Annotated in this window: 24 protein-coding genes; 20 read left to right on the forward strand and 4 right to left on the reverse strand. The window is 72.4% G+C overall.

Annotated features, from left to right (window positions below; all coding sequences use genetic code 11):
- Positions 1 to 55 precede the first annotated feature (55 nt).
- From IAG42_RS36760 to IAG42_RS36800, 9 genes are read left to right on the forward strand one after another with little or no spacing between them, the layout of a single operon-like run.
- Positions 56 to 1558: a class I adenylate-forming enzyme family protein gene (locus IAG42_RS36760; protein ID WP_188341953.1), complete on the forward strand. Its 1503-nt coding sequence runs from the start codon at positions 56 to 58 to the stop codon at positions 1556 to 1558.
- 1 nt (position 1559) lies between these two features.
- Positions 1560 to 1841, forward strand: coding sequence for a phosphopantetheine-binding protein (locus IAG42_RS36765; RefSeq protein WP_188341954.1), 282 nt, complete (start codon positions 1560 to 1562; stop codon positions 1839 to 1841).
- Positions 1842 to 1843: 2 nt separating this feature from the next.
- Positions 1844 to 2884, forward strand: a complete 1041-nt coding sequence (locus IAG42_RS36770) for an anthranilate phosphoribosyltransferase (RefSeq protein WP_188341955.1) — start codon at positions 1844 to 1846, stop codon at positions 2882 to 2884.
- A complete protein-coding gene (trpA, locus tag IAG42_RS36775; protein ID WP_188341956.1) occupies positions 2877 to 3728 on the forward strand; it encodes a tryptophan synthase subunit alpha in 852 nt (283 codons plus the stop codon). The genes IAG42_RS36770 and trpA overlap by 8 nt, the downstream gene beginning before the upstream one ends.
- Positions 3729 to 3730: 2 nt before the next feature.
- Positions 3731 to 4105 (forward strand): ectoine synthase, encoded by a 375-nt coding sequence (locus IAG42_RS36780; protein WP_188341957.1) that lies wholly within the window; start codon positions 3731 to 3733, stop codon positions 4103 to 4105.
- A gap of 31 nt (positions 4106 to 4136) precedes the next feature.
- The gene (locus tag IAG42_RS36785; RefSeq protein ID WP_188341958.1) at positions 4137 to 5276 is read left to right on the forward strand and encodes an acyl-CoA dehydrogenase family protein; all 1140 of its coding nucleotides are present in this window, start codon (positions 4137 to 4139) and stop codon (positions 5274 to 5276) included.
- A gap of 38 nt (positions 5277 to 5314) precedes the next feature.
- On the forward strand, positions 5315 to 5995 hold the full coding sequence (locus IAG42_RS36790; protein ID WP_188341959.1) for a transglutaminase-like domain-containing protein: 681 nt from the start codon (positions 5315 to 5317) through the stop codon (positions 5993 to 5995).
- A complete protein-coding gene (locus tag IAG42_RS36795; protein WP_188341960.1) occupies positions 5995 to 6693 on the forward strand; it encodes a phosphoribosylanthranilate isomerase in 699 nt (232 codons plus the stop codon). The genes IAG42_RS36790 and IAG42_RS36795 overlap by 1 nt, the downstream gene beginning before the upstream one ends.
- Positions 6690 to 7394: a beta/alpha barrel domain-containing protein gene (locus tag IAG42_RS36800; RefSeq protein WP_188341961.1), complete on the forward strand. Its 705-nt coding sequence runs from the start codon at positions 6690 to 6692 to the stop codon at positions 7392 to 7394. The genes IAG42_RS36795 and IAG42_RS36800 overlap by 4 nt, the downstream gene beginning before the upstream one ends.
- A gap of 3 nt (positions 7395 to 7397) precedes the next feature.
- Here IAG42_RS36800 and IAG42_RS36805 read toward each other — a convergent pair whose 3' ends face one another.
- Positions 7398 to 8027 (reverse strand): DUF2269 family protein, encoded by a 630-nt coding sequence (locus IAG42_RS36805; RefSeq protein WP_188341962.1) that lies wholly within the window; start codon positions 8025 to 8027, stop codon positions 7398 to 7400.
- 113 nt (positions 8028 to 8140) lie between these two features.
- Here IAG42_RS36805 and IAG42_RS36810 point away from each other — a divergent pair, with 113 nt between their 5' ends.
- The 4 genes from IAG42_RS36810 (at position 8141) to IAG42_RS36825 (ending at position 11449) form a co-directional block, all read left to right on the forward strand.
- Positions 8141 to 8926: a TetR/AcrR family transcriptional regulator gene (locus IAG42_RS36810; RefSeq protein WP_188341963.1), complete on the forward strand. Its 786-nt coding sequence runs from the start codon at positions 8141 to 8143 to the stop codon at positions 8924 to 8926.
- 134 nt (positions 8927 to 9060) lie between these two features.
- Positions 9061 to 9924: an NAD(P)H-binding protein gene (locus IAG42_RS36815; RefSeq protein ID WP_188341964.1), complete on the forward strand. Its 864-nt coding sequence runs from the start codon at positions 9061 to 9063 to the stop codon at positions 9922 to 9924.
- Entirely contained in the window at positions 9921 to 10973 is a 1053-nt protein-coding gene (locus IAG42_RS36820) for a zinc-binding dehydrogenase (RefSeq protein ID WP_188341965.1), read from the forward strand. The genes IAG42_RS36815 and IAG42_RS36820 overlap by 4 nt, the downstream gene beginning before the upstream one ends.
- Before the next feature lie 14 nt (positions 10974 to 10987).
- Positions 10988 to 11449, forward strand: a complete 462-nt coding sequence (locus IAG42_RS36825; RefSeq protein ID WP_188341966.1) for an ester cyclase — start codon at positions 10988 to 10990, stop codon at positions 11447 to 11449.
- A gap of 149 nt (positions 11450 to 11598) precedes the next feature.
- Here the strand turns inward: IAG42_RS36825 and IAG42_RS36830 are convergent, their stop codons facing one another.
- Positions 11599 to 12561, reverse strand: a complete 963-nt coding sequence (locus IAG42_RS36830; protein WP_188341967.1) for an aromatase/cyclase — start codon at positions 12559 to 12561, stop codon at positions 11599 to 11601.
- A 19-nt stretch (positions 12562 to 12580) separates the two neighbouring features.
- A complete protein-coding gene (fabG, locus tag IAG42_RS36835) occupies positions 12581 to 13366 on the reverse strand; it encodes a 3-oxoacyl-ACP reductase FabG (RefSeq protein ID WP_188341968.1) in 786 nt (261 codons plus the stop codon).
- A gap of 126 nt (positions 13367 to 13492) precedes the next feature.
- On the opposite strand from fabG, the gene IAG42_RS36840 reads away from it, so the two are divergent.
- The 3 genes from IAG42_RS36840 to IAG42_RS36850 all read left to right on the forward strand — a co-directional run bounded on the left by IAG42_RS36840 (position 13493) and on the right by IAG42_RS36850 (position 15976).
- Positions 13493 to 14005: a nuclear transport factor 2 family protein gene (locus IAG42_RS36840; RefSeq protein WP_223206498.1), complete on the forward strand. Its 513-nt coding sequence runs from the start codon at positions 13493 to 13495 to the stop codon at positions 14003 to 14005.
- A gap of 122 nt (positions 14006 to 14127) precedes the next feature.
- Positions 14128 to 15207, forward strand: a complete 1080-nt coding sequence (locus IAG42_RS36845; RefSeq protein ID WP_188341970.1) for a serine hydrolase domain-containing protein — start codon at positions 14128 to 14130, stop codon at positions 15205 to 15207.
- 7 nt (positions 15208 to 15214) lie between these two features.
- The gene (locus tag IAG42_RS36850) at positions 15215 to 15976 is read left to right on the forward strand and encodes an SDR family NAD(P)-dependent oxidoreductase (RefSeq protein WP_188341971.1); all 762 of its coding nucleotides are present in this window, start codon (positions 15215 to 15217) and stop codon (positions 15974 to 15976) included.
- A gap of 94 nt (positions 15977 to 16070) precedes the next feature.
- Here the strand turns inward: IAG42_RS36850 and IAG42_RS36855 are convergent, their stop codons facing one another.
- Complete coding sequence (locus IAG42_RS36855) at positions 16071 to 16943, reverse strand: class I SAM-dependent methyltransferase (protein WP_188341972.1); 873 nt, start codon at positions 16941 to 16943, stop codon at positions 16071 to 16073.
- A 207-nt stretch (positions 16944 to 17150) separates the two neighbouring features.
- On the opposite strand from IAG42_RS36855, the gene IAG42_RS36860 reads away from it, so the two are divergent.
- The 4 genes from IAG42_RS36860 to cysS all read left to right on the forward strand — a co-directional run bounded on the left by IAG42_RS36860 (position 17151) and on the right by cysS (position 20940).
- A complete protein-coding gene (locus IAG42_RS36860) occupies positions 17151 to 17585 on the forward strand; it encodes an ester cyclase (protein ID WP_188341973.1) in 435 nt (144 codons plus the stop codon).
- Positions 17586 to 17588: 3 nt separating this feature from the next.
- Positions 17589 to 18449 (forward strand): SDR family oxidoreductase, encoded by an 861-nt coding sequence (locus IAG42_RS36865; RefSeq protein WP_188341974.1) that lies wholly within the window; start codon positions 17589 to 17591, stop codon positions 18447 to 18449.
- Entirely contained in the window at positions 18446 to 19342 is an 897-nt protein-coding gene (locus tag IAG42_RS36870; RefSeq protein ID WP_188341975.1) for an NmrA/HSCARG family protein, read from the forward strand. Before IAG42_RS36865 ends, IAG42_RS36870 begins: the two co-directional genes overlap by 4 nt.
- A 200-nt stretch (positions 19343 to 19542) precedes the next feature.
- Complete coding sequence (gene cysS / locus IAG42_RS36875; protein WP_188341976.1) at positions 19543 to 20940, forward strand: cysteine--tRNA ligase; 1398 nt, start codon at positions 19543 to 19545, stop codon at positions 20938 to 20940.
- The last annotated feature ends 90 nt before the right edge of the window (positions 20941 to 21030 follow it).

Raw genomic sequence — 21030 nt, forward strand, 5'->3', positions numbered from 1 at the left:
CCAGCCGCGCGTCCCAGGATCGGTTGCAGACCGTTCGGCCGGAGGGACTCAGGTGATGTCAGGCGCAGCCAGTGCGGAGAGCGGGCGTACGCCCGCCGACGCGTTCCTCGCGCGGGCCCGCGCCCACCCGGACGCCATCGCGCTCGTGGGCCGGGACGGGGAGACCAGCTACGGCGAACTCCTCGCCCTGGCCGGCGCCGAGCGCCGGCGCGTCGCCGCGCTCGGCCTGCCGCCCGGCGAGCCGGTGGCCGTCGAGGCCACCAAGACGCCCGCGACCCTGGCCCTGCTCCTCGCCTGCCAGCTGGAGCGCCGCCCGGTACTGCTCACCTCGCAGAGTCTCGGCGCCGACGTGCGGGCCGCGCTCCACGAGCAGGCCGCGGTCCGCCACGTCCTCGAACCCGGGGCGGCGGACGGCGGCGCGGGCGCTGCGCCGACCGGCGGCGCCGCGGCGCCCGACGGCACGCCGCTGCTGCTGCTGACCACCTCCGGCTCCACCGGCACACCCAAGATCGTCCCGCTGACGGCCGACGCGATCACCGCGTTCACGCGCTGGGCCGCGGGGCACTTCGGCATCGGACCCGGCACCACGGTCCTCAATCACGCCCCCCTCAACTTCGACCTGTGCCTGCTCGACGTGTGGACCACGCTCGCGCACGGTGGCCGGATCGTCCTCGTCGACCCGGACCGGGCCACCCGCGGCCGGTACCTGCTCGACCAGGTCGTCCGCCACCGGCCCGAGATCGTCCAGGCGGTGCCGATGTTCTACCGGCTGCTGGCCGACGCGGCCGACCGGGACGGCACCACCCTGCCGGGGGTGCGGCACGCCGTCTTCACCGGCGACAGCATGCCCGTGCCGCTGCTCGGCAGGCTCCCCGGCCTGCTGCCCGGGGCCCGGCTCAGCAACCTGTACGGCTGCACGGAGACCAACGACAGCTTCCTGCACGAGGTCGTCGACCTCACCGTGCCCGCGCCCCTCGGCCGGCCGCTGCCCGGCGTGCAGGCCCTCGTCGTGACCCCCGACGGCCGCGTCCTGGACGGCCCCGGCAGCGGCGAACTGTACGTCTCCACCCCCTTCCAGAGCCCCGGCTACCTCGACCCCCGCGCCCGCGGCGCCGCCTTCGTGCCCGACCCGCGCGGCACCACCGACGGCCGCTTCTTCCGCAGCGGCGACCTCGTGCACCGCGACGCCGACGGCCGCCACACCCTCCTGGGCCGCACCGACTTCCAGGTCAAGGTCCGCGGCGTGCGGGTCAACCCGCAGGAGGTCGAGCACGTCCTCCTCGCCCACCCCGGTGTCGCCGAGGCGGCCGTCCTCGCCCGGCCCGACCCCGTCGCCGGCCACCTGCTGCACGCCGTGGTGCGCCGCACCGGCGGCAGCGGCCTCGACAGCCTCGTGCTCCGCGGCCATCTGGCCCGCGGACTGTCGCGGGCCGCCGTGCCCGCCACCGTACGGATCACCGACGAGCCGCTGCCGCGCACCTCCACCGGAAAAGTCGACCGCGACCGCGTGCCCGTCGCGGCCCCCGAACCGACCCACCGCCCCAGCAAGGAGAGCTGACATGTCCGACACCGACACGACCCACGACCTGACCGCCGTCAAGCGGTTCGTGGTGGAGGAGTTCCTGCCGGACGTGAGCCCGCAGGACCTCGACGCCGACCTCGACCTCCTCGACGCGGGCGTCATCGACAGCCTCGGCCTGCTCAAGGTCATCGCCTGGATCGAGTCGACGTACGACATCGACACCGACGACCTCGACCTCGACCCCGACGCCTTCCGCTCGGTCACCGCCATCGCCGCCTTCGTCGCGGACGCCCTCGCGCAGCGGGCCGGGGCGGCGTAGCCATGCACGACGCCCTGGTCACCCTCATCGGCGGCGACCGGCCGGTCGAGCGGGAGAGCTGGCGGTCCCTGTGGGACCGGCTCCACGACGGAGGACTGCGCCGGGGAGAGGCCGTGGCCCTGCTCGCCTCGCTGTCCACCGCACCTCCCCGGGCCGCCACGCTCACCGCGTTCCTCGACTCGCTCGACGAGCGCCGCCCCCCGCTGACCGTGCCCTTCCAGGACACCGTCAACATCGTCGGCACGGGCGGCGGCCCCCGCACCTTCAACATCTCCACCGCCGCCGCCCTGACCGCCGCCGCCATGGGCGCGAGGGTCGTCAAGACCGGCTCGCGCGCCTACACCAGCGGCTGCGGCTCCCTGGACCTCCTCGAGATCCTCGGCATCGACCTCACCCGCTCCTACGAGGAGACCGCCGAGGTGCTCGACCGCGAAGGCATCGCCTTCGCCGGTACCTTCGTCTACCCCGCCGAGATCGGCCTGCTCGCCCGCGCCGCGCTGCCCCTGGACCTGCGCGACATCGGCCGCTTCGTCAACGTCCTCGGCCCCTTCCTGGCCGGTGTCCCGGTCACCGCGCAGCTCACCGGCGTCTCCGACCCGAGGATGCTGCCCGCCGTCCGGCAGGCGGCCGAGCACACGGCACGCCGCACCGGCCGCACCGTGTGGGTGTGCACCAACGACCTCGGCGCGGACGAGCTCCTGGGCATCGTCCCCAACCGCGTGCGCACCTACGAGGGCGGCGGCGAGGACGAGTTCACCCTGCGGCCCCAGGCGCTGAGCCTGAGCAGCGGCCACCTCGGCGACCTCGCCCCGGTCACCACCGGCCGCGCCGACGTGGCCCGCCACTTCCTCGACCTGCTGCGCGGCGCCGGCGACCCCGTCGCCGAACAGGCCGTGTGCCTGAACGCGGCCGCGCTCGCCGTCGCCGGACGCCTCACCGCCGACTGGCACGCCGCCCTGACCGCGGCCCGCACCGCGATCCACGACGGCAGCGTCCACGGCCTGGTCGAGCGGCTGCGCACCCGGGCGGTGTCCGTTGTCTGACCGTCCCGGCTTCTTCGCCCGCCGCCGCCCCGGGCGGCCCGGCCTCGCCGTGTTCCTCAACGCCGGCGACCCGCCCCTGGACCTGCTGCCCGACCTGCTCACCATGCTCGACGAGAACGACGTCGACTGCCTCGAACTGGCCGTGCCCTTCCCCGACTCCGTCACCGACGGCCCCGTCGTGCGCCGCTCGGCCCGCCGGGCCCTGGCCCACGACGTGACCGCCCGCGACGTCCTCGACGCGGTCGCCGCCGCCCGGCCCGCCCTGCGCCACCTGCGCGTCGCCCTGCTCGCCGACTGGAGCCACACGGTCAAGGGCCCCGGCCTGGGCGACTTCACCCGGTCCGTGGCCGACGCCGGCTGCGACGGCCTGCTCCTGCACGGACTGCCGCCGCGCGCCCGCGACCCGTACCTGGAGGCCGCCGCGCGCGCCGACCTGCCCGTCGTCACCACGTGCTACGCGGTGTCGGGGCCGAAGGTGCGGGCCGAGGCCGCGGCGCACGCCTCCGCCTATCTGTACCTCGTCGCCCACTACGGCCGCAGCGGCACCGGCGCTCCGCTGGACGAACGGCGCCTGGCCGAGGTCCTCGGCCCGCTCCAGGCCGACGCGACCGCCCCGGTCGCCGTGGGGTTCGGCGTCCGCACCGCCGCCGACATCACCCGGCTCGAAGGGCTCGGCGCGCACTCCGTCGTCGTCGGCAGTGCCGGTGTCGAGCGGATCGAACGGGCCCTCGCCGAACACCGCGACCCCGTCGAGGAGTTCGCGGCCTTCACCAGGGAGCTGCGCGGCGCCACACCCGCGTACCTCCCGTCCACCGCTGTCCCCGCCACTACGAAGGGAATCTGATCATGATCGTGCGCAAGCTCGAGGACGTCACCAGCGTGGAGTGGGGCAACGGCCTCAGCCGCCGCTTCCTGACCCAGTCCGACGGCGTCGGCTACTCGGTCACCGACACCGTGGTCAAGGCCGGCACCAAGTCCCGCCTGGAGTACCGCAACCACCTGGAGACCTGCTACTGCATCGAGGGCAGCGGCGAGGTCGTCGACGAGGCGGGCAACTCCCACCCGATCACCCCCGGGACCCTCTACGCCCTGGACCGGCACGACGCCCACTGGCTGATCGCCAGCCCGCACGAGGACCTGCGCCTGGTCTGCGTGTTCACCCCGGCCCTGCGCGGCGACGAGAAGCACAACCTCGACTCGCCCGACTTCTCACAGTACTGATCCCCCCGAGCGGACACCGAGCGGACATCCCATGATCAAGTGGAGCACCGAGCAGCAGGCCCTGCGCGACGGCCTGGCCCCCTACCTGGACGAGCTCAACTCCGGGCACGTGGAACAGGACGAGGCCGCCGCCTTCCCGCACGACAAGTGGAAGCTGCTGGCCGGGACGGGCCTGCTGGGCCTGCCCTTCGAGGAGCGCCACGGCGGCCTCGGCCAGTCCCTGCCCACCACCATGTACGTGCTGGAGGGGCTGGGGGAGGGCTGCCGCGACGCCGGTCTGAACTTCTCGGTCTGCACCCACCTGGCCAGTACCGGGGTGCCGCTGCAGCGCTTCGGCTCGCCCGGGCTCAAGGAGCGCTACCTGCCCGCCCTCTGCTCCGGTTCGCTGATCGCCGCCCACGCGATCAGCGAACCGGACAGCGGCTCCGACGCGCTCGCCATGCGCACCCGGGCCCGCCGCGACGGTGACAGCTGGGTGCTCGACGGCAGCAAGTCCTTCGTCAGCAACGGCCCCGTGGCCGACCTCATCACCGTCTACGCCCGCACCAGCGACCGGCCCGGCCCGCTCGGCTACACCGCCTTCCTGGTCGAGCGCGACACACCGGGGCTGACCGTGGGCGCCCCGATCGCCAAGATGGGCCTGCGCACCTCCCCGCTGTGCGAGCTGTTCCTCGACGGGTGCCGCGTCCCGGCCGACCGGGTCCTGGGCCGGGTCGGCGGCGGCTACCTCGTCATGGAGTACGTGATGCGCTGGGAGATCCTGCTGACGTTCGTGGTGAACGCCGGCGAGATGCGCCACCGGCTCGACCGCTGCCTGCGGTACGCCAAGGAACGCGTCCAGTTCGGCCGGCCCATCGGCTCCAACCAGGCTGTCTCCCACCGCCTCGTGGACCTGCGCATCGGCGTCGAGAACTCCCGGCGCTGGCTCTACGACACCGGTGAGCGGATGGCGGCCGGCGAGAACGTCACCGAGGACATCGCCATCGCCAAGCTCGTCACCAGCGAGGCCAACGTGGCGTCCGCCCTGGCCGCGGTGCAGATCTTCGGCGGCAACGGCTACATGGCCGAGTACGGCATCGAGAAGGAACTGCGCAACGCGGTCGCCGGGACCATCTACTCGGGGACCTCCGAGACCCAGCGCAACCGCATCGCCGCCCTGCTCGGCCTGTGACGCCGGCCCCGCCGCCCCCGACGAAAGCAGAACGCCGCATGTACCCCAACGCCCTGCGCCCCACCGAGTTCCTCGACCACGAGTCCGACGAGGTGCGTGCCTTCGTGGCCGCCGCCCTCCCCTCGGGCCCGGGCACCCCCACCGAGTCCGCGGTCGCGCTCTACCACGCGGTCCGCGACGGCATCCGCTACGAGGTGTACGGCGCGGACCTGTCGCGCGAGGGACTGCGCGCCAGCCAGGTCGTGCGCGCCGGGTCCGGGATGTGCCTGCACAAGTCGGTGCTGTTCGCGGCGGGTTTGCGCTCGCTGGGCGTCCCGGCCCGGCTCGTGCTCGCCGACGTCCGCAACCATCTGGCCTCCGAGCGGCTCAGGGAGCTCGTCGGCGGAGACGTCTTCCACCAGCACGGACTGACCTCCGTTCATCTGGAGGGCCGCTGGGTCAAGGCGACCCCGGTGTTCAACAAGAAGCTGTGCCGGCTGTACCGGATGGCGCCGCTGGACTTCGACGGCACGGGCGACAGCCTGTACCACCCCTTCGACTCCGAGGGGCGCCGCCACATGGAGTTCCTGCGCTTCCACGGCGAGTTCGACGATCTGCCCTACGAGCGGATCCTGGCCGATCTGCGCGTCGCGCACCCGCGGCTGTTCGAGTCCGGCGACGCGACGGCGTTCGCCGCCGGGTCCCTGGAGGCCGACGCCGCGCGGACGGTGACGGCCTGATGCTGGTCAAGGTGTGCGGTGCCACGACCGAGGCGGAGGTGCGCGCGGTGGCCGGGGCCGGCACGGACCTCGTGGGCCTGTGGTGCGGCGTCCAGGGCGGCCCGCACGACCTCGCCGCCGACGAGGTGGCGCGGCTGGCCGGCGCCGCCCGCCGCACCGGCACGGTGGAACCGGTCCTGGTCACCTTCGGCAAAGACGCGGGCCGGCTGCTGTCCGTCGTGTCCGAGGCGGGCCTGTCCTGGGTCCAGCTGCACGGGTTCCAGCCGCCGTCGCTGGTGCGCCGGCTGCGCCGGGACGGGCCGCCGGGACTGCGGATCGTCAAGGTGCTGCACCTGGACCCGGCAGGGCGCTGCCTCCAGGGTCCGCTCGTCGCCGCGTACGAGCGGGCGGGCGCCGACCTCCTGCTGTTCGACACGGCGGCCGCCGACGGACGGATCGGCAGCACCGGGCTGAGCGCGGACCCGGCCGCGGTGCTCGACCTCGCGGCACGCACCACGCTGCCGTTCCTGCTCGCGGGCGGGATCGGCGCGCACAACCGCGACGATTTCGAGACGGTCCTCGACCATCCCCGGCTGCTCGGCATCGACGTGGACTCGGCGGCCCGGGGCCCGCTCGGCACGCTGGACGCCGAGGCGGCGAGTGCGGTGGTGCGGGCCTGGCGCGGCGAGCGGGGCGTGCGTGGGGAGGCCGCGGCGTGAGCGCGGACTTCGCGGCCGCGCTGCGCGCGGCGGCCCGCCCGGTGGTCATGGAGGTCAAGCGCCAGGACGCCGACGGCCGGGAGCTGCTCGGCGGCCGTACGGTCGCCGAGGTCGTCGCCGCCTACGAGGCGGCGGGGGCGCCCTGCGTGTCGGTGGTCACGGGGCGCTGGTTCGGCGGCACCGAGGCGCTCCTCGCCGAGGTCGCGGCGCTGACCTCGCTGCCGTTGCTGCGCAAGGACTTCGTCACGAGCCGGGGCCAGCTGCGCCGCAGCCGGGAACTGGGCGCCTCCGCCGTGCTGCTGACGGCTCGTCTGCTGGCGGCCGGCACGCTGGAGCGGCTGACGGAGACGGCCCTGGAGCTGGGCCTGACCCCTTTCGTGGAGGTCGCCGACGCGGCCGAGGCGGCTGCCGTGCCGTACGGCGAGAGCTGTGTGGTCGCGGTCAACAACAAGGACATCGCCACGGGGGAGCGGGGTGCGGGCGATCTGACGCGTGGTCCGGCCCTGCTGCCGGCGGTGCGGGCGACGGGGACCGGGTGCGCGGTCAGTGCCAGCGGTATCGACGGTCCGCGCACGGCGGCCGGTCTGCTGGACGCCGGGTTCGACGGACTGCTGATCGGGACCGGACTGCTGACGGCGGGCAGCCTGCCGGAGTGGATCGCGCGGTTCGACCGGGCCCGCAAAGGCGGGCCCGGTCGCTGACGTTCAGGACGCCGCGCTCGCGGCGGCCCTCTTGCGGCGTGCGGCGGGCGACTTGGCCCTGCCCCGCTTCGTGCGGCCCCACGGCTTGTAGACGGACACGACGGCGGCGACGGTGAGCAGGGCGAACAGGGCCGGCACGCTCCACAGGAGGAAGTCGCCGGGCCAGCCGGGGCCCGAGGAGGAGCCGGCGGAGTCCGCGGTGTTCTTCGCGGCCTGCGTGACGATGGGGTGGATCACGAACCAGGCGAAGACCGTCATGAAGAGGGTGATGACCCACTTCACGATGATCCAGAAGTGCAGCATGAAGCCCCAGGCGGTGCCCCAGGAGAGCAGGATCCCGCTGAGCGCGGCGAACACGCTGAACACGGTCACGGCGGTGTCGTCGAAGACGTACATCGCCTTGTAGACGCCCTTGGCGACGGCGGGGTCGTCGGTGGTCCAGCCCATGACGGCGAGGACGACCATGCCCAGGGACAGGCCGACCCACCCGACGGAGGTGACGACGTGGACGGCCAGGGTCAGCTTCCGTGCCCTGCGGCTCAGTTCGAACTTCTTCCTGCCCTTCTTCTCCTTCCGGTCGCGCTGCGCGGCGGCGGGGGTGGACGTGGTGGCGGTGGGGACGGGAGCGGTCAAGTCTCATGCCTCCTGGGACTCATGGGGGGTGGGGGCATAAACTCCGTATGCCGTAAGGGGAAACCCTTTATATAGTACGGAGTTCTGTTGTGGAGCGAGAGGACGTCACGAGAATGGCCAGAAAGGACCGCCCGGCGGACCCGGCGCGCACCCTCGCCCTGCTCTGGCGGGACCATCGGGAACCGGCTCCCCGCACGCGGGGACCCAAGCAGGGACTGACCGTCGACCGGATCGTCGACTCCGCGATCGCGGTCGCCGACGCCGAAGGCCTGGACGCGCTGGCGATGCGAAGAGTGGCCGAACCGCTCGGCGTGTCGGCCATGTCCCTCTACACCTACGTCCACGGACGCGCCGAACTCGTCAACTGCATGCTCGACAAAGTCCTCTCGGAGGCAGCCTCCCTGTCCGAGGTCGAGGGCGACTGGAGAGCCGCCCTGGAGCTGTACGCGCGCGACATCAGGGACATCGCCCGCCGCCATCCCTGGATGCCCGCCCTGTTCGGCTCCCGCATGCTCATGGGACCCCACGAGACCGCGGTGTGGGACGGCGTCCTGCACGCCGTCTCCGCCACCGGCCTCACCGAGCCCGACATGCTCGCCGTCGTCAACCTCGTCAACGGCTACGTGCGCGGCGCCACCGTCCAGGAGGCCGACGCCCTGCAGGACGAACGCCGCACCGGCCTCAGCCACCAGGAGTGGTTCGAGCGCAGCGGCCCCGTCCTGGAACGTCTGATCCCCTTCACCCGCTACCCGACCCTCACCCGCGTCTGGATGTCCGGGGTCTTCGAGGAACCCGGCTCCGGTTTCGGCGACGACGGCGGCTTCGAGTTCGGACTGCACCGCGTCCTGGACGGCATCGCCACCTACGTCGCCGAACGCACCGCCGCCGGCAGCCGGTAACCGGCAGCGGCCGGTCAGGGGCCCGGTCCAGCGGATCTCAGGGATCCCTCCAGACCGGGCCCCGACCCTGTCACCACAGACCGACCGAGACGTCTCACCGAGCTGAGACCCAGGGTGACGAGGGTGGAACTGGCGTGACAGTACTGGTGACAGGCGCGACGGGATCCGTGGGCCGCCACGTGGTGGACCGGCTCCTCGCCGAGAACGTGACCGTGCGGGCACTCACCCGCGATCCCGCCGCGGCCCGACTGCCCGCACAGGCCGAGGTGTTCGCCGGAGACCTCACCGACCCCGCGAGCGTCACCGACGCCCTGCGCGGCGTCGACAAGCTCTACCTCTTCCCGGTCCCCGAGACCGCCCGCGAGATCGTCGCCGCCGCCCGTGACGCCGGCGTCCGGCACATCGTCGTGCTCTCCTCCTCGTCCGTCCTCGACGAGTCCGGCGACAACCACAGCGGCGAACACCACCGCGCCGTGGAAGAGGCCGTCCGCGCCTCCGGCCTCACCTGGACCTTCGTACGCCCCGACGAGTTCGCCACCAACGTCCTGTGGAAGTGGGGACACTCCGTCCGCGCCGAGGGCGTCGTCCGCGCCCCTTACGGAGACGCCCCCCGCGTCCTGATCCACGAGAAGGACGTCGCCGCGGTCGCCGCCGCCGCACTCCTCGACGACGAACGCCACGCCGGCCAGGCCTACGTGCTCACCGGCCCCGAGGCCATCACCCAGCGCGACCAGGTCGCCGCCATCGCCGCCGCCGTCGGACAGCCCGTCGCCTTCGAGGAGATCACCCCCGACCAGGCCCGCGAACAGATGGGCCGGGCCATGCCCGCGCCCGTCGTGGAGATGGTCCTCGGCTACCTCGCCGACGCCGTCGCCCACCCCCCGACCCCCGTCGACACGGTGGAGCGGATCACCGGCCGCCCCGCGCTGACCTTCGCGCAGTGGGCCGCCGACCACGCCGACGCCTTCACCCCGCAGACCACGAGGACCGCCGCATGAGCGCCCCCGCAGGAACCGAGACCACCCACCGCGCCCGCACCGGCCGCGCCGTCCGGATGACCGGCAGCGGCGAGCCCGAGCAGCACATCGAGACGCACGCCACCGACCGGCCCACCGCCGGCCGCGGCAAGGTCGTCGTCGAGGTCGAGGCCGCCGGCGTCTCCTACGCCGAGGTGCAGATGCTCCAGCATCTGCACCCCTTCCCGCCCCGCTTCCCCTTCGTCCCCGGCTACGACCTCGTCGGCCGGATCGTCGAGGTCGGCGCCGGCGTCACCGGGTTCGCGAACGGCGACCGCGTCGCCGCCATGCCCCGCTACGGCGGCTGGCAGACCCACGCCGAGATCCCCGCCGCCTGCCTGGCCCACCTGCCCGAGGACCTCGACGCCGCAGAGGCCGTCGCCCTGGTCACCAACGGCGTCACCGCCTGGCAGATGCTCCACCGGCTCACCGACGCCGCCCCCGGCGACACCGTCCTCGTCCACGGCGCCAGCGGCGGCGTCGGCTCCGTCCTGACCCGCATCGCCGTCCACCACGGCCTGCGCGTCATCGGCACCGCGTCGCCCGCCAAGCACGACGCCGTACGGGACATGGGCGCCGAACCCCTCGACTACCGCACCCCCGACCTGCCCGCCGCCGTCCGGCAGTTCGCCCCCGACGGCGTCAGCGCCGTCTTCGACCACATCGGCGGCAAGGGCCTCGACGACAGCTGGAAGATACTCGCCCCCGGCGGCACCCTCGTCTCCTTCGACTCCTCCGTCGCCGGCTACCGGCCCGGCCAGTGGTTCCGCCCCCACCTGCCCGCCCTGCGCCGCAGCCTCACCCGTGCCCTCGCCCGCCTCCTGGGCCGCACCGGCGGCCGCCGCATGCGCATGTACTACGTCAAGCCCGGCAAGAACTTCGCCGCCGACCTCGCCACCATGTACGACCTGCTCGGCCAGGGCGTCCTGCGCCCCGAGATCGCCGGCCGCCTCCCGCTCGACGACGCGGCCCGCGCCCTGCGCGAGCTCCTCGACGGCCGCGCGGTCGGCAAGTACGTCCTGATCCCCTGAGAGGAACCACCGACATGACCGCCACACAGGCCGAGCCGGCGATCCCCGCCGCCCCCACCGTCCAGCAGCGCAACAAGCAGATCGCCCTCGACTGCGCCGCCGCCTGGAACCGCTGGGAACTGGACGGCATCCTGGAGCACTGGGCGCCGGACATCCGGCACTACTCCGAGGACCGCCAGGTCGACACCCAGCAGATGATCGGTGCGATGAAGGGCGGCCTCGCCGCCTTCCCCGACCTCCACCTGGACGTCAAGAGCGCCGTCGCCGAGGACGACCGCGTCATCCTGCGCATCACCGTGGACGCCACCCACCTCGGCGAGTTCATGGGCAAGGCCCCCACGGGCAAGAAGGTCACCTGGTACATGCTCGAGGAGCTCCGCTTCGACGCGGACGGCAAGATCATCGAGCACTACGACGTCTTCAACTACCTGCCCATGCTCAAGGAACTGGGGTTCGTGCCGTCCGACGACCAGTGACGAGCGGCACCGCACCCGCGAAACGGCCCTGCGCCCGGCCCCCGGCCGGCCCAGGGCCGTCGCCGTCCCCCGCACCCGCCCGACACCCCCTCAAACGCCCGGCTGCCGGACCCCGCCACGGGATCCGGCAGCCTTTCGCACGCCCGGGCCTACGCCGCGCTCTCCGCGAACGCCTTGGCCAGGTTCAGCGTCGCCGTGCTGTTGCGGCCCAGCGCCTCGCGCACGTAACCACGCGCCCGCGCCACGTCCGCACCCTCGCCCAGCACCCGCTCGATCGGCTCCTCGCGCAGCACCACACTGTGGTGCGACGTCGCGACGACGCCACCGCCCTCGGCCGGCACGACCGTCCAGCGGCCCGTGTGCGCCGCCATCAGAGCGGGCGTCTCCGTCTGCTTGTAGACGATCCGCCGGTCCTCGGGGAAACACACCCGCACCGACTCGGTGGTGTGCACCGACCCGTCGGCGGTCCGCGTGTCCATCGCCATCACCTGCACGCCCGGCTCGTCCTCGGTCAGCTCGAGCCGGTCCACGTGCGCCACCCGCTCCGGCCACTTGCCGGCCTGCTCCAGGAACGCGTACACCCGCTCCGCGGGACCGTCGATCCGCACGGAGTCCTCGAAGGACAGCACCAGGCCCTCCAGAGCACGCCAGCCGGACACCAGAGTCCGCAGGTTCTCCAGCTCCTTGCGGCTGTTGGAGTCCGTGGCCCGCTCGACCCACTCCACGTCCGCCGGATCGTCACCCACGACCGTGAAGTCGTGCAGCAGCGTCAGCCGCGAACGCTCGGGACCCAGCTCGGTCACGATCCACGAGCCGCCCATCGACTCCACCGGAGCCGCCGACACCTCCTGACGGAAGTCGATCCGCCGCGCCGACGGATCCAGCACACGGCGCGAAGCCCACGACTTCACCTGCCCGTTGGCCGTCGCCCACATCCGCAGCCGCTCGGTCGTGCCGTCGGACTCCAGCTGCTCCACATGCACGTTCGGCGGGAAGAACAGCGGCCACCGGGCGGTGTCCGCGACGATCCCGTACACCACGTCGGCCGGGGCGTCGGCCTCCACCTCGTGAACGGTGCGGTGCACCCGCCCGCCCGTCTCCTCGTTCGACATCGGACTGTGTCCCCTCCGGTCAGAAATTGCCGAGTCCGCCGCAGACGTTCAGCGCCTGCGAGGTGATGGACGACGCGAGATCGGTCGTCAGATAGCCGACCAGGCCCGCGACCTCCTCCGGCGTCGCGTAGCGGCCCAGCGGGATCTTCGCCGTGAACTTCGCCATCACGGCCTCCTCCGACGTCTCGTACGCGGCCGCGTAACCGGCCCGCACCTTCTGCGCCATCGGCGTCTCGACATACCCCGGGCACACCGCGTTCACGGTGATGCCCGTCGGCGCCAGCTCGTTGCCCAACGCCTTCGTGAAACCCACCACGCCGTGCTTGGACGCGGAGTACGGGGCGCCGAGCACCACACCCTGCTTGCCCGCCGTGGACGCGATGTTGATGATCCGGCCGTAGGCGGCGCCCTCCATGCCGCCCTTCTTCAGCACCTCGCGCGTCAGCAGGAAGACGCTGTTCAGGTTCGTGTTGATGACGTCGAACCAGAGGTCGTCGTCGATGTCGGCGGTCACACCGCCACCGCTGCGGCCGGCGTTGTTGACCAGCACGCTGATCGGGCCGAACGCGGCCACCGCGGCGGCGACCAGCGCCGTCACCGACTCACGGTCGCGCACGTCGGCCGCGGTGCCGTCGGCCTCGATGCCCTCGCTCCGCAGCTGAGCCACCGTCTCGGCGACCTTCTCGGGCGTACGCGCGCACAGGAACACGCGATGGCCGCGGCGCCCCAGGTCGCGTGCGACAGCCAGGCCGATGCCGCTCGTGGCACCGGTGACCAGCGCCACCGGGTTCGTGGGTGCCGTCATGTCTCTCCTCCAGAAAACGGTCGGTGCCCCGACCGTGTCCCGCCCGGCTCGGAGCCCGCTGGACGCGGGCTGGAGGGCACCCGGGTCGAGGGTTTCTCGAAGAAGGCTCGATGTGCGGCGCCCACAGTGACGCGCAGCAGCCGCGTGCTGACCACCGACGAAGCGGAGAAGTCCGTGACCATCCTGGCCGATCTCACGACCGCCGTACGGCTGCCCGCCGTCGAGTCCGCGGTCCTGCACGCCGAGGTCCAGCAGTTCTACACCCGCCAGATGCAGCTCCTCGACCTGCACCGCATCGAGGAGTGGGGCGAGTCGTTCACCGAGGACGCCACCTTCGCCCTGCCGATCCTGCCCGAGCCGGTCCGTGGCCGAGCCGACCTCGTCTCCTCCACCCGCGCCAACAACGCCCGGCTCGTCGAGGCCAGGGAACAGCACCGCCACGTCGTCAGCATGCTCGACGTGCGCCCGCAGCAGGACGCCACGGTGCAGGTGCGCTCCTACGTCGCCGTCTACGCCACCACGCTCGGCGAGGCCTCGCGCCTGCACCGGATGTGCGTCTGCGAGGACATCCTCGTGCGCGCCGCGGACGGACGACTCCAGGTCCGTACCCGCCTCGTCACCCGCGACGACCTGGCCTGACGCCCGCCGGCCCGACCGGCCTCCACCTCCGCTCCACCGCCTCCCGGCCGTGCCGCTACCGGCCGCGGGGACGCTGCCCGTACCCGCACCACCACGCCTTGTACCCATGGGGGTTTTCCGACATGACCCAGACGACGATCGCCCGGCCGGAGACCTCGGCCCTTCAGACGGCCGTGCAGGGCGCCGCCGACCGGCTCGTGGAACTCGGCGCCGCCGGCGTCCAGTTCCGTGTCGCGCGGGGCGAGGAGTCCTTCGTCGTGACCTCCGGCATCGCCGAGCTGGGCACGGACCGGCCGGTCCCCGAGGACGGCCGCTTCCGCATCTCCTGCATCACCAAGCCGTTCGTCGCGGTCGTGGTGCTCCAGCTGGTCGCCGAGGGCAAGATCGACCTCGACCGCACGGTGGAGAGCTACCTGCCGGGGCTGCTGCCGGAGTACGGCGAGAAGATCACCATCCGCAACCTGATGCAGCACACCAGCGGCCTGTACAACTACATGGACTCGTTCCAGAAGCCGGGTGACCGCTTCCTGCGCGACCGCTACAAGCACTACGAGCCGAAGGACCTCATCGCCATCGCGGCCGCCAAGCCGCTGGAGTTCGAGCCGGGCACGAAGTTCATGTACTGCAACACGAACTACTTCATCATCGGCCTGCTCATCGACAAGGTCACCGGCCGTTCCTACCGCGAAGAGATCACCGAGCGCGTCCTGCGGCCGCTCGACCTCACCGAGACGGTGCTGCCCGGCGACGACCCGAACATCCCGGAGCCGCACGCCCGCGGCTACATGGAGATCGGCGGCAAGCCCGTCGACGTCACCCTGATGAACCCGTCCGAGGCCGGCTGCGCGGGCGAGATCATCTCCACCACCAAGGACCTCGACACCTTCTTCTCCGGCCTGTTCGGCGGCAAGCTCCTGGCCGAGGCGCAGCTGGCGGAGATGACCACGGCCCTGCCGCCGGAGATGATCGAGAACCTGCCCATGGGCATCGGCTACGGCCTGGGCATCATGAAGCTGCAGAACGACAAGGACCTCGACCTGTGGGGCCACGGCGCGGGCATCCCGGGCTACGCCACGCTCGCGGCGACCACCCGTGACCTGCACGCGCGCGTGCAGCTGTCGTTCACCATCGGCGACAAGGACTTCGGCCACGACGCCGAGCAGGCCGTCATCCGCGGTGTCAACACCGCTCTGTGCTTCTGAGGCCGTCATGACGAACACTGAGGTTCGCAAGGCGGTCGTCGTCACCGGTGGCGGCACCGGGATCGGCGCCGCCACCGCCCGCGCCTTCGCCGAGGACGGCGCGCACGTCCTCGTCGTCGGCCGCAGCGAGGCCACGCTGAAGGAGACCGCGGACGGGTACCAGGACCGGATCCGGGTACTGGCCGCGGACATCTCCGACGCCGGAGCGCCCGAACGGGTCGTGGAGAGCGCGCTGCGGGAGTTCGGCCGGCTCGACGTGCTGGTGAACAACGCCGCCGTCACCGGTTTCACGGGCCTCGAGGGCCTGGACCGGGACACGGTCGCAGCGCATCTCGGCACGAACCTGCTGGCCCCCGTCTTCCTGACGCAGCGGGCGCTGGACGCGCTCGAGGCCACCAAAGGCGTCGTCGTCAACGTGAGCTCGGCCGGCTCGCTCGGCCTGCGGGCCTGGCCCGACAACTCGGTGTACGGCATGGCGAAGGTCGCCATGGACTTCCTGACCCGCACCTGGGCCGTCGAGCTCGCGCCGCGCGGCATCCGCTCGGTGGGCATCGCGCCCGGTGTGGTGGACACGGGCGTCGGGGTACGGGCCGGGATGCCGCAGGAGGCCTACGACGGGTTCCTCGCGCAGATGGCCGGGCGCATCCCCGCGGGCCGGGTCGGCCGGCCCGAGGACATCGCCTGGTGGATCGTGCAGCTGACCCGCCCCGAAGCGGCGTACGCCAACGGCACCGTCCTCGCGGTCGACGGCGCGCTCTCGGTCACCTGAGCGCCCCCTTCCCCGGCGACGAACGACGAAGGGCGGGGCCCACCGGATCCGATCCGGTGGGCCCCGCCCTTTCGCGCGTCCCGGGTGAGGACCCTCAGCGGGCCACGCGCGCGGTCACGTACCGGACCGGGACCTCGAAACGGACCCGGCCGTCCTCGCCGCGCAGCGCGTCCAGGGCGGTGATGATGCGCTCGCGCAGCGCGGCGGCCTCCGCCTCGGGCAGGTGCTGCCACAGCAGGCGCATGCCCTGTGTGTGCGACCAGGTGACCCAGGCCTCGCCGGACGGCGCGGTCTGGACGACCGGTTCGTCGTGGATCTCGACGTCGGTGAAGCCCGCCTTCTCCAGGGCCGCCGTCAGGTCCGCGGGGTCCTCCAGCCAGGAGTGCAGCTGCCGGTGCAGGTTCTCCGGGTGCCAGGCCTCGGGGAGGTGCTCCAGCAGCGACATCGGGATGAGGTCGGTGAACAACGGCGGAAGGAACGGGAAGGTGTCCTTGGTGAACACGGGGCTGGTGAAGCCGATCCGGCCCCCGTCGGCCAGCAGGTCCGCGTAACGGGCCAGCGCGGCACGGGCGTCGGGCAGGAAGATGACGCTGTAGCTGCCGAGGACCAGGTCGAAGCAGCGCGCCGGCAGGTCCGGGTACTCGCCGTCCATGACCCGGACCTCGACGTTAGTGATGCCCTGGCGCTCCGCCTCCTTGCCGGCCTCCTCGATCATGGCCGCGGCGATGTCGATGCCGAGCGCGCTGCCCTCGTCGCCGATCAGCCGGGCGGCGGGCAGCAGAGTGGCACCGAGCCCGCAGCCGACGTCGAGCACCCGCTCGCCGGGCCGCGGCCGCGCCCGTTCGACGAGCCGGCTGCCCATCGGTGTGAAGAACTCGACGTCCAGCCGGTCGTAGGTCGCCGCGGCCCCGTTGAAGGCAGCGGTGACTTTCGTCTTGTACGTCGCGGTCGCGGTCTCGGTGGTCACTACGTCTCCCGGGTTCTGCGGGGCTTCACGGACGACTGTCCGAACCCATCGTGGGAGGCCGTGCCCCAGCGCCGCTGCAGGGCCGCTGGAGGACCGGCTGACGTGCGGTCGGGGCCCGTTGGACGCTCCTTCCCCCGGCCGTGCGAGCCCTGGAAGATGCGAACCGATGCCCGACGGACCGTGGGAAAAAGCCGTGGAAGGAAGCCCATGAGCAGCCAGTTCGACGCTGTGCGCCGGATGATAGACGCGTACAACACCGGAAAGACGGACGATGTCGCCGACTACATCCACCCCGAGTACCTCAACCCGGCCACCATGGAGCACATGGACCTGCGCGGTCCGGACTCCTTCGCGATGGCCGTCAAGTGGCTGCGGATGACCTTCTCCGAGCAGGCCCGCCTCGTCGAGGTGTCGCTGGAGGAGAACGGCGAGTGGGTGCGCGCGAACCTCGTCCTGTACGGCACCCACGTCGGCGACCTGGTCGGCATGCCGGCCACGGGGCGCGAGTTCTCCGGCGAGCAGATCCACCTGATCCGCTTCGTCGACGGCAAGATCCGCGACCACCGGGACTGGCCGGACTACCAGGGCACCTACCGTCAGCTGGGCTCGCCGTGGCCCCGGCCCGAGGGCTGGAGGGCCTGAGCCATGATCCTGGTGACCGGAGCGACCGGCAAGGTCGGCCGTGAGGCCGTCGAGCAGCTCGTGGCGCTCGGCAAGGACGTACGGGCCCTGAGCAGGAAACCGGCCGAGGCGAATCTGCCGGATGCCGTCGAGGTGGTGGCCGGCAGCCCCGGCGACGCGGACGCCCTGGCCGTCGCGCTCAAGGACGTCGAAGCCGCCCTGGTGATCCTGTCCGGCGACGTCGCGGGGGAGGCCGTCACCTTCGCGGCCGCCGCGAAGGCGGCCGGACTGCCCCGGCTGGTCCTGCTCTCCTCGGGCGGTGTCGAGCATCCGCTGCCGCACGGCATCGCGGACGAACACCGCGCCGCCGAGGAGGCACTGGAGGCGTCCGGCGCGGGCTGCACGTTCCTGCGCCCGGGCCCCTTCCACGCGAACACCTCCTGGTGGATCAGGACGGTCCGCGAGGAGAGCCGCGTCCGCGACTGGATCGGCAACAACCCCGGAGCGCCGATCGACGAGTACGACATCGCCTCGGCGGCCGTCGTGGCACTGACCGGCGAGGGACACGAGGGCAGGTCGTACCTGCTCACCGGCCCCGAGGTCCTCACCTCCGAGGAGCAGGCACGGATCCTGGGCGACGTCCTGGGCCGCGACCTGGAGTTCTCGGTGGCCCCACAGGAAGAGGTCGTCGACGTGTTCACCGGGATCACCGGTGACCGCCCGGCCGCGCAGACCAACGTGGCCGCCCTGCACAGCCCCGACGTGCCGTGGTCGAAGGTGAGCCCGGCGGTGCGCGAGCTGACCGGCCGTGACCCCCGCCCCTACCGTGCGTGGGCCGTGGCGAACGCGTCGCTGTTCGCCCCAGGAGCCGAGGAGACGGCATGAGCGAGACAGGCAGCATCGTGCACGACGACGGACCGGTCCTGGTCATCGGCGCCACCGGAGCCCAGGGCGGCGCCACCGCCCGCGCCCTGCTGTCCCGGGGCCGCGCCGTCCACGCCCTCGTCCGTACGCCCGACGCCCCCGCGGCCCGCGAACTCGCCGCCCTCGGCGCTGCGCTGGTCCAGGGGGACCTCGACGACGAGGCGTCGCTGCGCGCCGCGATGGACGGCGTGCACGGCGTCTTCAGCGTGCAGAACTTCATGACGAAGGCCGGCCTCGGCGGCGAGGTCCGCCAGGGCCGCGCGGTCGCCCGCGCCGCCCGGGACACCGGCGTCGCACACGTCGTCTACAGCTCGGTGGGCGGCGCCGACCGCCACAGCGGCGTACCGCACTTCGACTCCAAGCGGCACATCGAGCGCTACCTCGACGAACTCGGCGTCCCCAGCACCGTCCTGCGCCCGACGTTCTTCATGGACAACTTCGCCGACCACCTTCCGGAGGTCGTCGACGGCACCCGCGTCGTGGCGCTGGCCCTGAAGCCGGACACCCGCGTGCAGTACATCGCGGTCGAGGACATCGGCTGGTTCGCCGCCGAGGCCTTCGACCGGCCGGGGGAGTACCTCGGGAGGAAACTGGAGATCGCCGGCGACGAACTCACCGCCGCCGAGGTCGCCGAGGCCTTCGCCGCCCGCACGGGCACCCCGGCCCGCTTCCAGGAACTCCCCCTGGACATGGTCGCGTCGAACCCGTACATCCCCAACGCGCCCGAGATCGCCCTCATGTTCGAGTGGTTCCAGGAGCACGGCTACCAGGCCGACATCCCCGCCCTGCGCGCCGCCCACCCGGGGCTCAAGTCCTTCGAGGCGTTCCTGAAGGACCTCGACCTGTCCGCGTGAGCGGGACCCCGACCGTCCGCCGGGCACGGCCACGACCGGCCGTGCCCGGCGGGGGGCGAGGGGCGAGCGGTGCAAGCACCCTGCGGCCGTCCCGTCAAGCCAGAAGCGGACGGTCCCGCGCGGCGCGGCCTGTTACAACGGAGCGTGCGGCCGCAGCGGTCGTGTGTGTCGCACCTGCCCGCACCGAAGGGGACGACGCCTTGTCCATCCGCCTGTACGACACCAGCGCCCGGCAGATCCGTGATTTCACCCCGCTCACGCCGGGCTGTGTCTCGATCTACCTGTGTGGCGCCACGGTGCAGGCCGCACCCCATATCGGGCACATCCGTTCCGGTCTGAATTTCGACATCATGCGCCGCTGGTTCACGTACCGCGGTTACGACGTGACGTTCGTGCGGAACGTGACGGACATCGACGACAAGATCATCCGTAAGGCGGCGGAGCAGAACCGGCCGTGGTGGTCGATCGGCTACGAGAACGAGCGGGCGTTCAACGACGCGTACGACGCGCTGGGCTGCCTCCCGCCGACCTACGAGCCGCGTGCGACGGGGCACGTGCCGGAGATGGTCGAGATGATGCGCGGTCTGATCGAGCGCGGTCACGCCTACGAGGCCGACGGCAGCGTCTACTTCGACGTGCGCTCCTTCCCCGGTTATCTGGAGCTGTCCAACCAGGACCTGGACGATCTGCGTCAGCCCGACGAGGGGGTCTCGGGCAAGCGGGATCCGCGGGACTTCGCGATGTGGAAGGCGACGAAGCCGGGCGAGCCGGACTGGGAGACGCCGTGGGGGCGGGGGCGTCCGGGCTGGCACCTGGAGTGCTCGGCGATGGCCCACAAGTATCTGGGGTCCGCGTTCGACATCCACGGCGGCGGCATCGACCTGATCTTCCCGCACCACGAGAACGAGATCGCGCAGGCCAAGGCCTTCGGTGACGAGTTCGCCAGGTACTGGGTCCACAACTCGTGGGTCACGATGTCGGGCGAGAAGATGTCGAAGTCGCTGGGCAACTCCGTCCTCGTCGGTGAGATGGTCAAGCACTGGCGGCCGATCGTGCTGCGCTACTACCTGGGCACTCCGCACTACCGCTCGACGATCGAGTACAGCGAGGAGGCGCTGCGCGAGGCCGAGTCGGCGTTCGCGCGGATCGAGGGCTTCGTCCAGCGGGTGACCGAGCTGGCGGGCGGCACGGTCGCCGCGGCGGACGAGGTGCCGCCGGCGTTCGCGGAGGCGATGGACGACGACCTGGGCGTGCCCGGCGCGCTCGCGGTGGTGCACACGGCGGTGCGGCAGGGCAACAGTGCGCTGGCGGCCGACGACAAGGAAGCCGCCGTCGCGCGTCTGGCCGAGGTCCGCGCGATGCTCGGTGTCCTGGGCCTGGACCCGCTGGACGCGCAGTGGGCGGGGGAGGGCGACCGGACGGAGGATCTGCACGGGGTCGTCGACACGCTCGTGCGGCTCGTGCTGGACCAGCGGGAGTCGGCGCGGGCCCGCAAGGACTGGGCGACCGCCGACGCGATCCGCGACCGGCTCGGCCAGTCCGGCCTCGTCATCGAGGACAGCCCGAGCGGACCCCGCTGGACCCTCGGCACCCGCTGAGAACCAGGGGAGAAGACGGTCGGCGGCGGCTTGTCCGCCCCGAACCGTCCCTCGCGCCGGGTGACTTGTCCCGGGTGCGGCGTTCCATGT

The organism is Streptomyces xanthii, from assembly GCF_014621695.1.
Classification (GTDB): domain Bacteria; phylum Actinomycetota; class Actinomycetes; order Streptomycetales; family Streptomycetaceae; genus Streptomyces; species Streptomyces xanthii.

Coding starts and splice junctions, on each gene's coding strand:
- IAG42_RS36810 (WP_188341963.1), top strand. CDS start 8,141: ATGGCCAGAAAGGACCGCCCGGCGGACCCGGCGCGCACCCTCGCCCTG.
- IAG42_RS36820 (WP_188341965.1), top strand. CDS start 9,921: ATGAGCGCCCCCGCAGGAACCGAGACCACCCACCGCGCCCGCACCGGC.
- IAG42_RS36850 (WP_188341971.1), top strand. CDS start 15,215: ATGACGAACACTGAGGTTCGCAAGGCGGTCGTCGTCACCGGTGGCGGC.
- IAG42_RS36825 (WP_188341966.1), top strand. CDS start 10,988: ATGACCGCCACACAGGCCGAGCCGGCGATCCCCGCCGCCCCCACCGTC.
- IAG42_RS36770 (WP_188341955.1), top strand. CDS start 1,844: ATGCACGACGCCCTGGTCACCCTCATCGGCGGCGACCGGCCGGTCGAG.
- IAG42_RS36790 (WP_188341959.1), top strand. CDS start 5,315: ATGTACCCCAACGCCCTGCGCCCCACCGAGTTCCTCGACCACGAGTCC.
- IAG42_RS36845 (WP_188341970.1), top strand. CDS start 14,128: ATGACCCAGACGACGATCGCCCGGCCGGAGACCTCGGCCCTTCAGACG.
- IAG42_RS36785 (WP_188341958.1), top strand. CDS start 4,137: ATGATCAAGTGGAGCACCGAGCAGCAGGCCCTGCGCGACGGCCTGGCC.
- IAG42_RS36760 (WP_188341953.1), top strand. CDS start 56: ATGTCAGGCGCAGCCAGTGCGGAGAGCGGGCGTACGCCCGCCGACGCG.
- IAG42_RS36865 (WP_188341974.1), top strand. CDS start 17,589: ATGATCCTGGTGACCGGAGCGACCGGCAAGGTCGGCCGTGAGGCCGTC.
- IAG42_RS36830 (WP_188341967.1), bottom strand. CDS start 12,561: ATGTCGAACGAGGAGACGGGCGGGCGGGTGCACCGCACCGTTCACGAG.
- IAG42_RS36765 (WP_188341954.1), top strand. CDS start 1,560: ATGTCCGACACCGACACGACCCACGACCTGACCGCCGTCAAGCGGTTC.
- IAG42_RS36860 (WP_188341973.1), top strand. CDS start 17,151: ATGAGCAGCCAGTTCGACGCTGTGCGCCGGATGATAGACGCGTACAAC.
- IAG42_RS36870 (WP_188341975.1), top strand. CDS start 18,446: ATGAGCGAGACAGGCAGCATCGTGCACGACGACGGACCGGTCCTGGTC.
- fabG (WP_188341968.1), bottom strand. CDS start 13,366: ATGACGGCACCCACGAACCCGGTGGCGCTGGTCACCGGTGCCACGAGC.
- IAG42_RS36780 (WP_188341957.1), top strand. CDS start 3,731: ATGATCGTGCGCAAGCTCGAGGACGTCACCAGCGTGGAGTGGGGCAAC.
- IAG42_RS36795 (WP_188341960.1), top strand. CDS start 5,995: ATGCTGGTCAAGGTGTGCGGTGCCACGACCGAGGCGGAGGTGCGCGCG.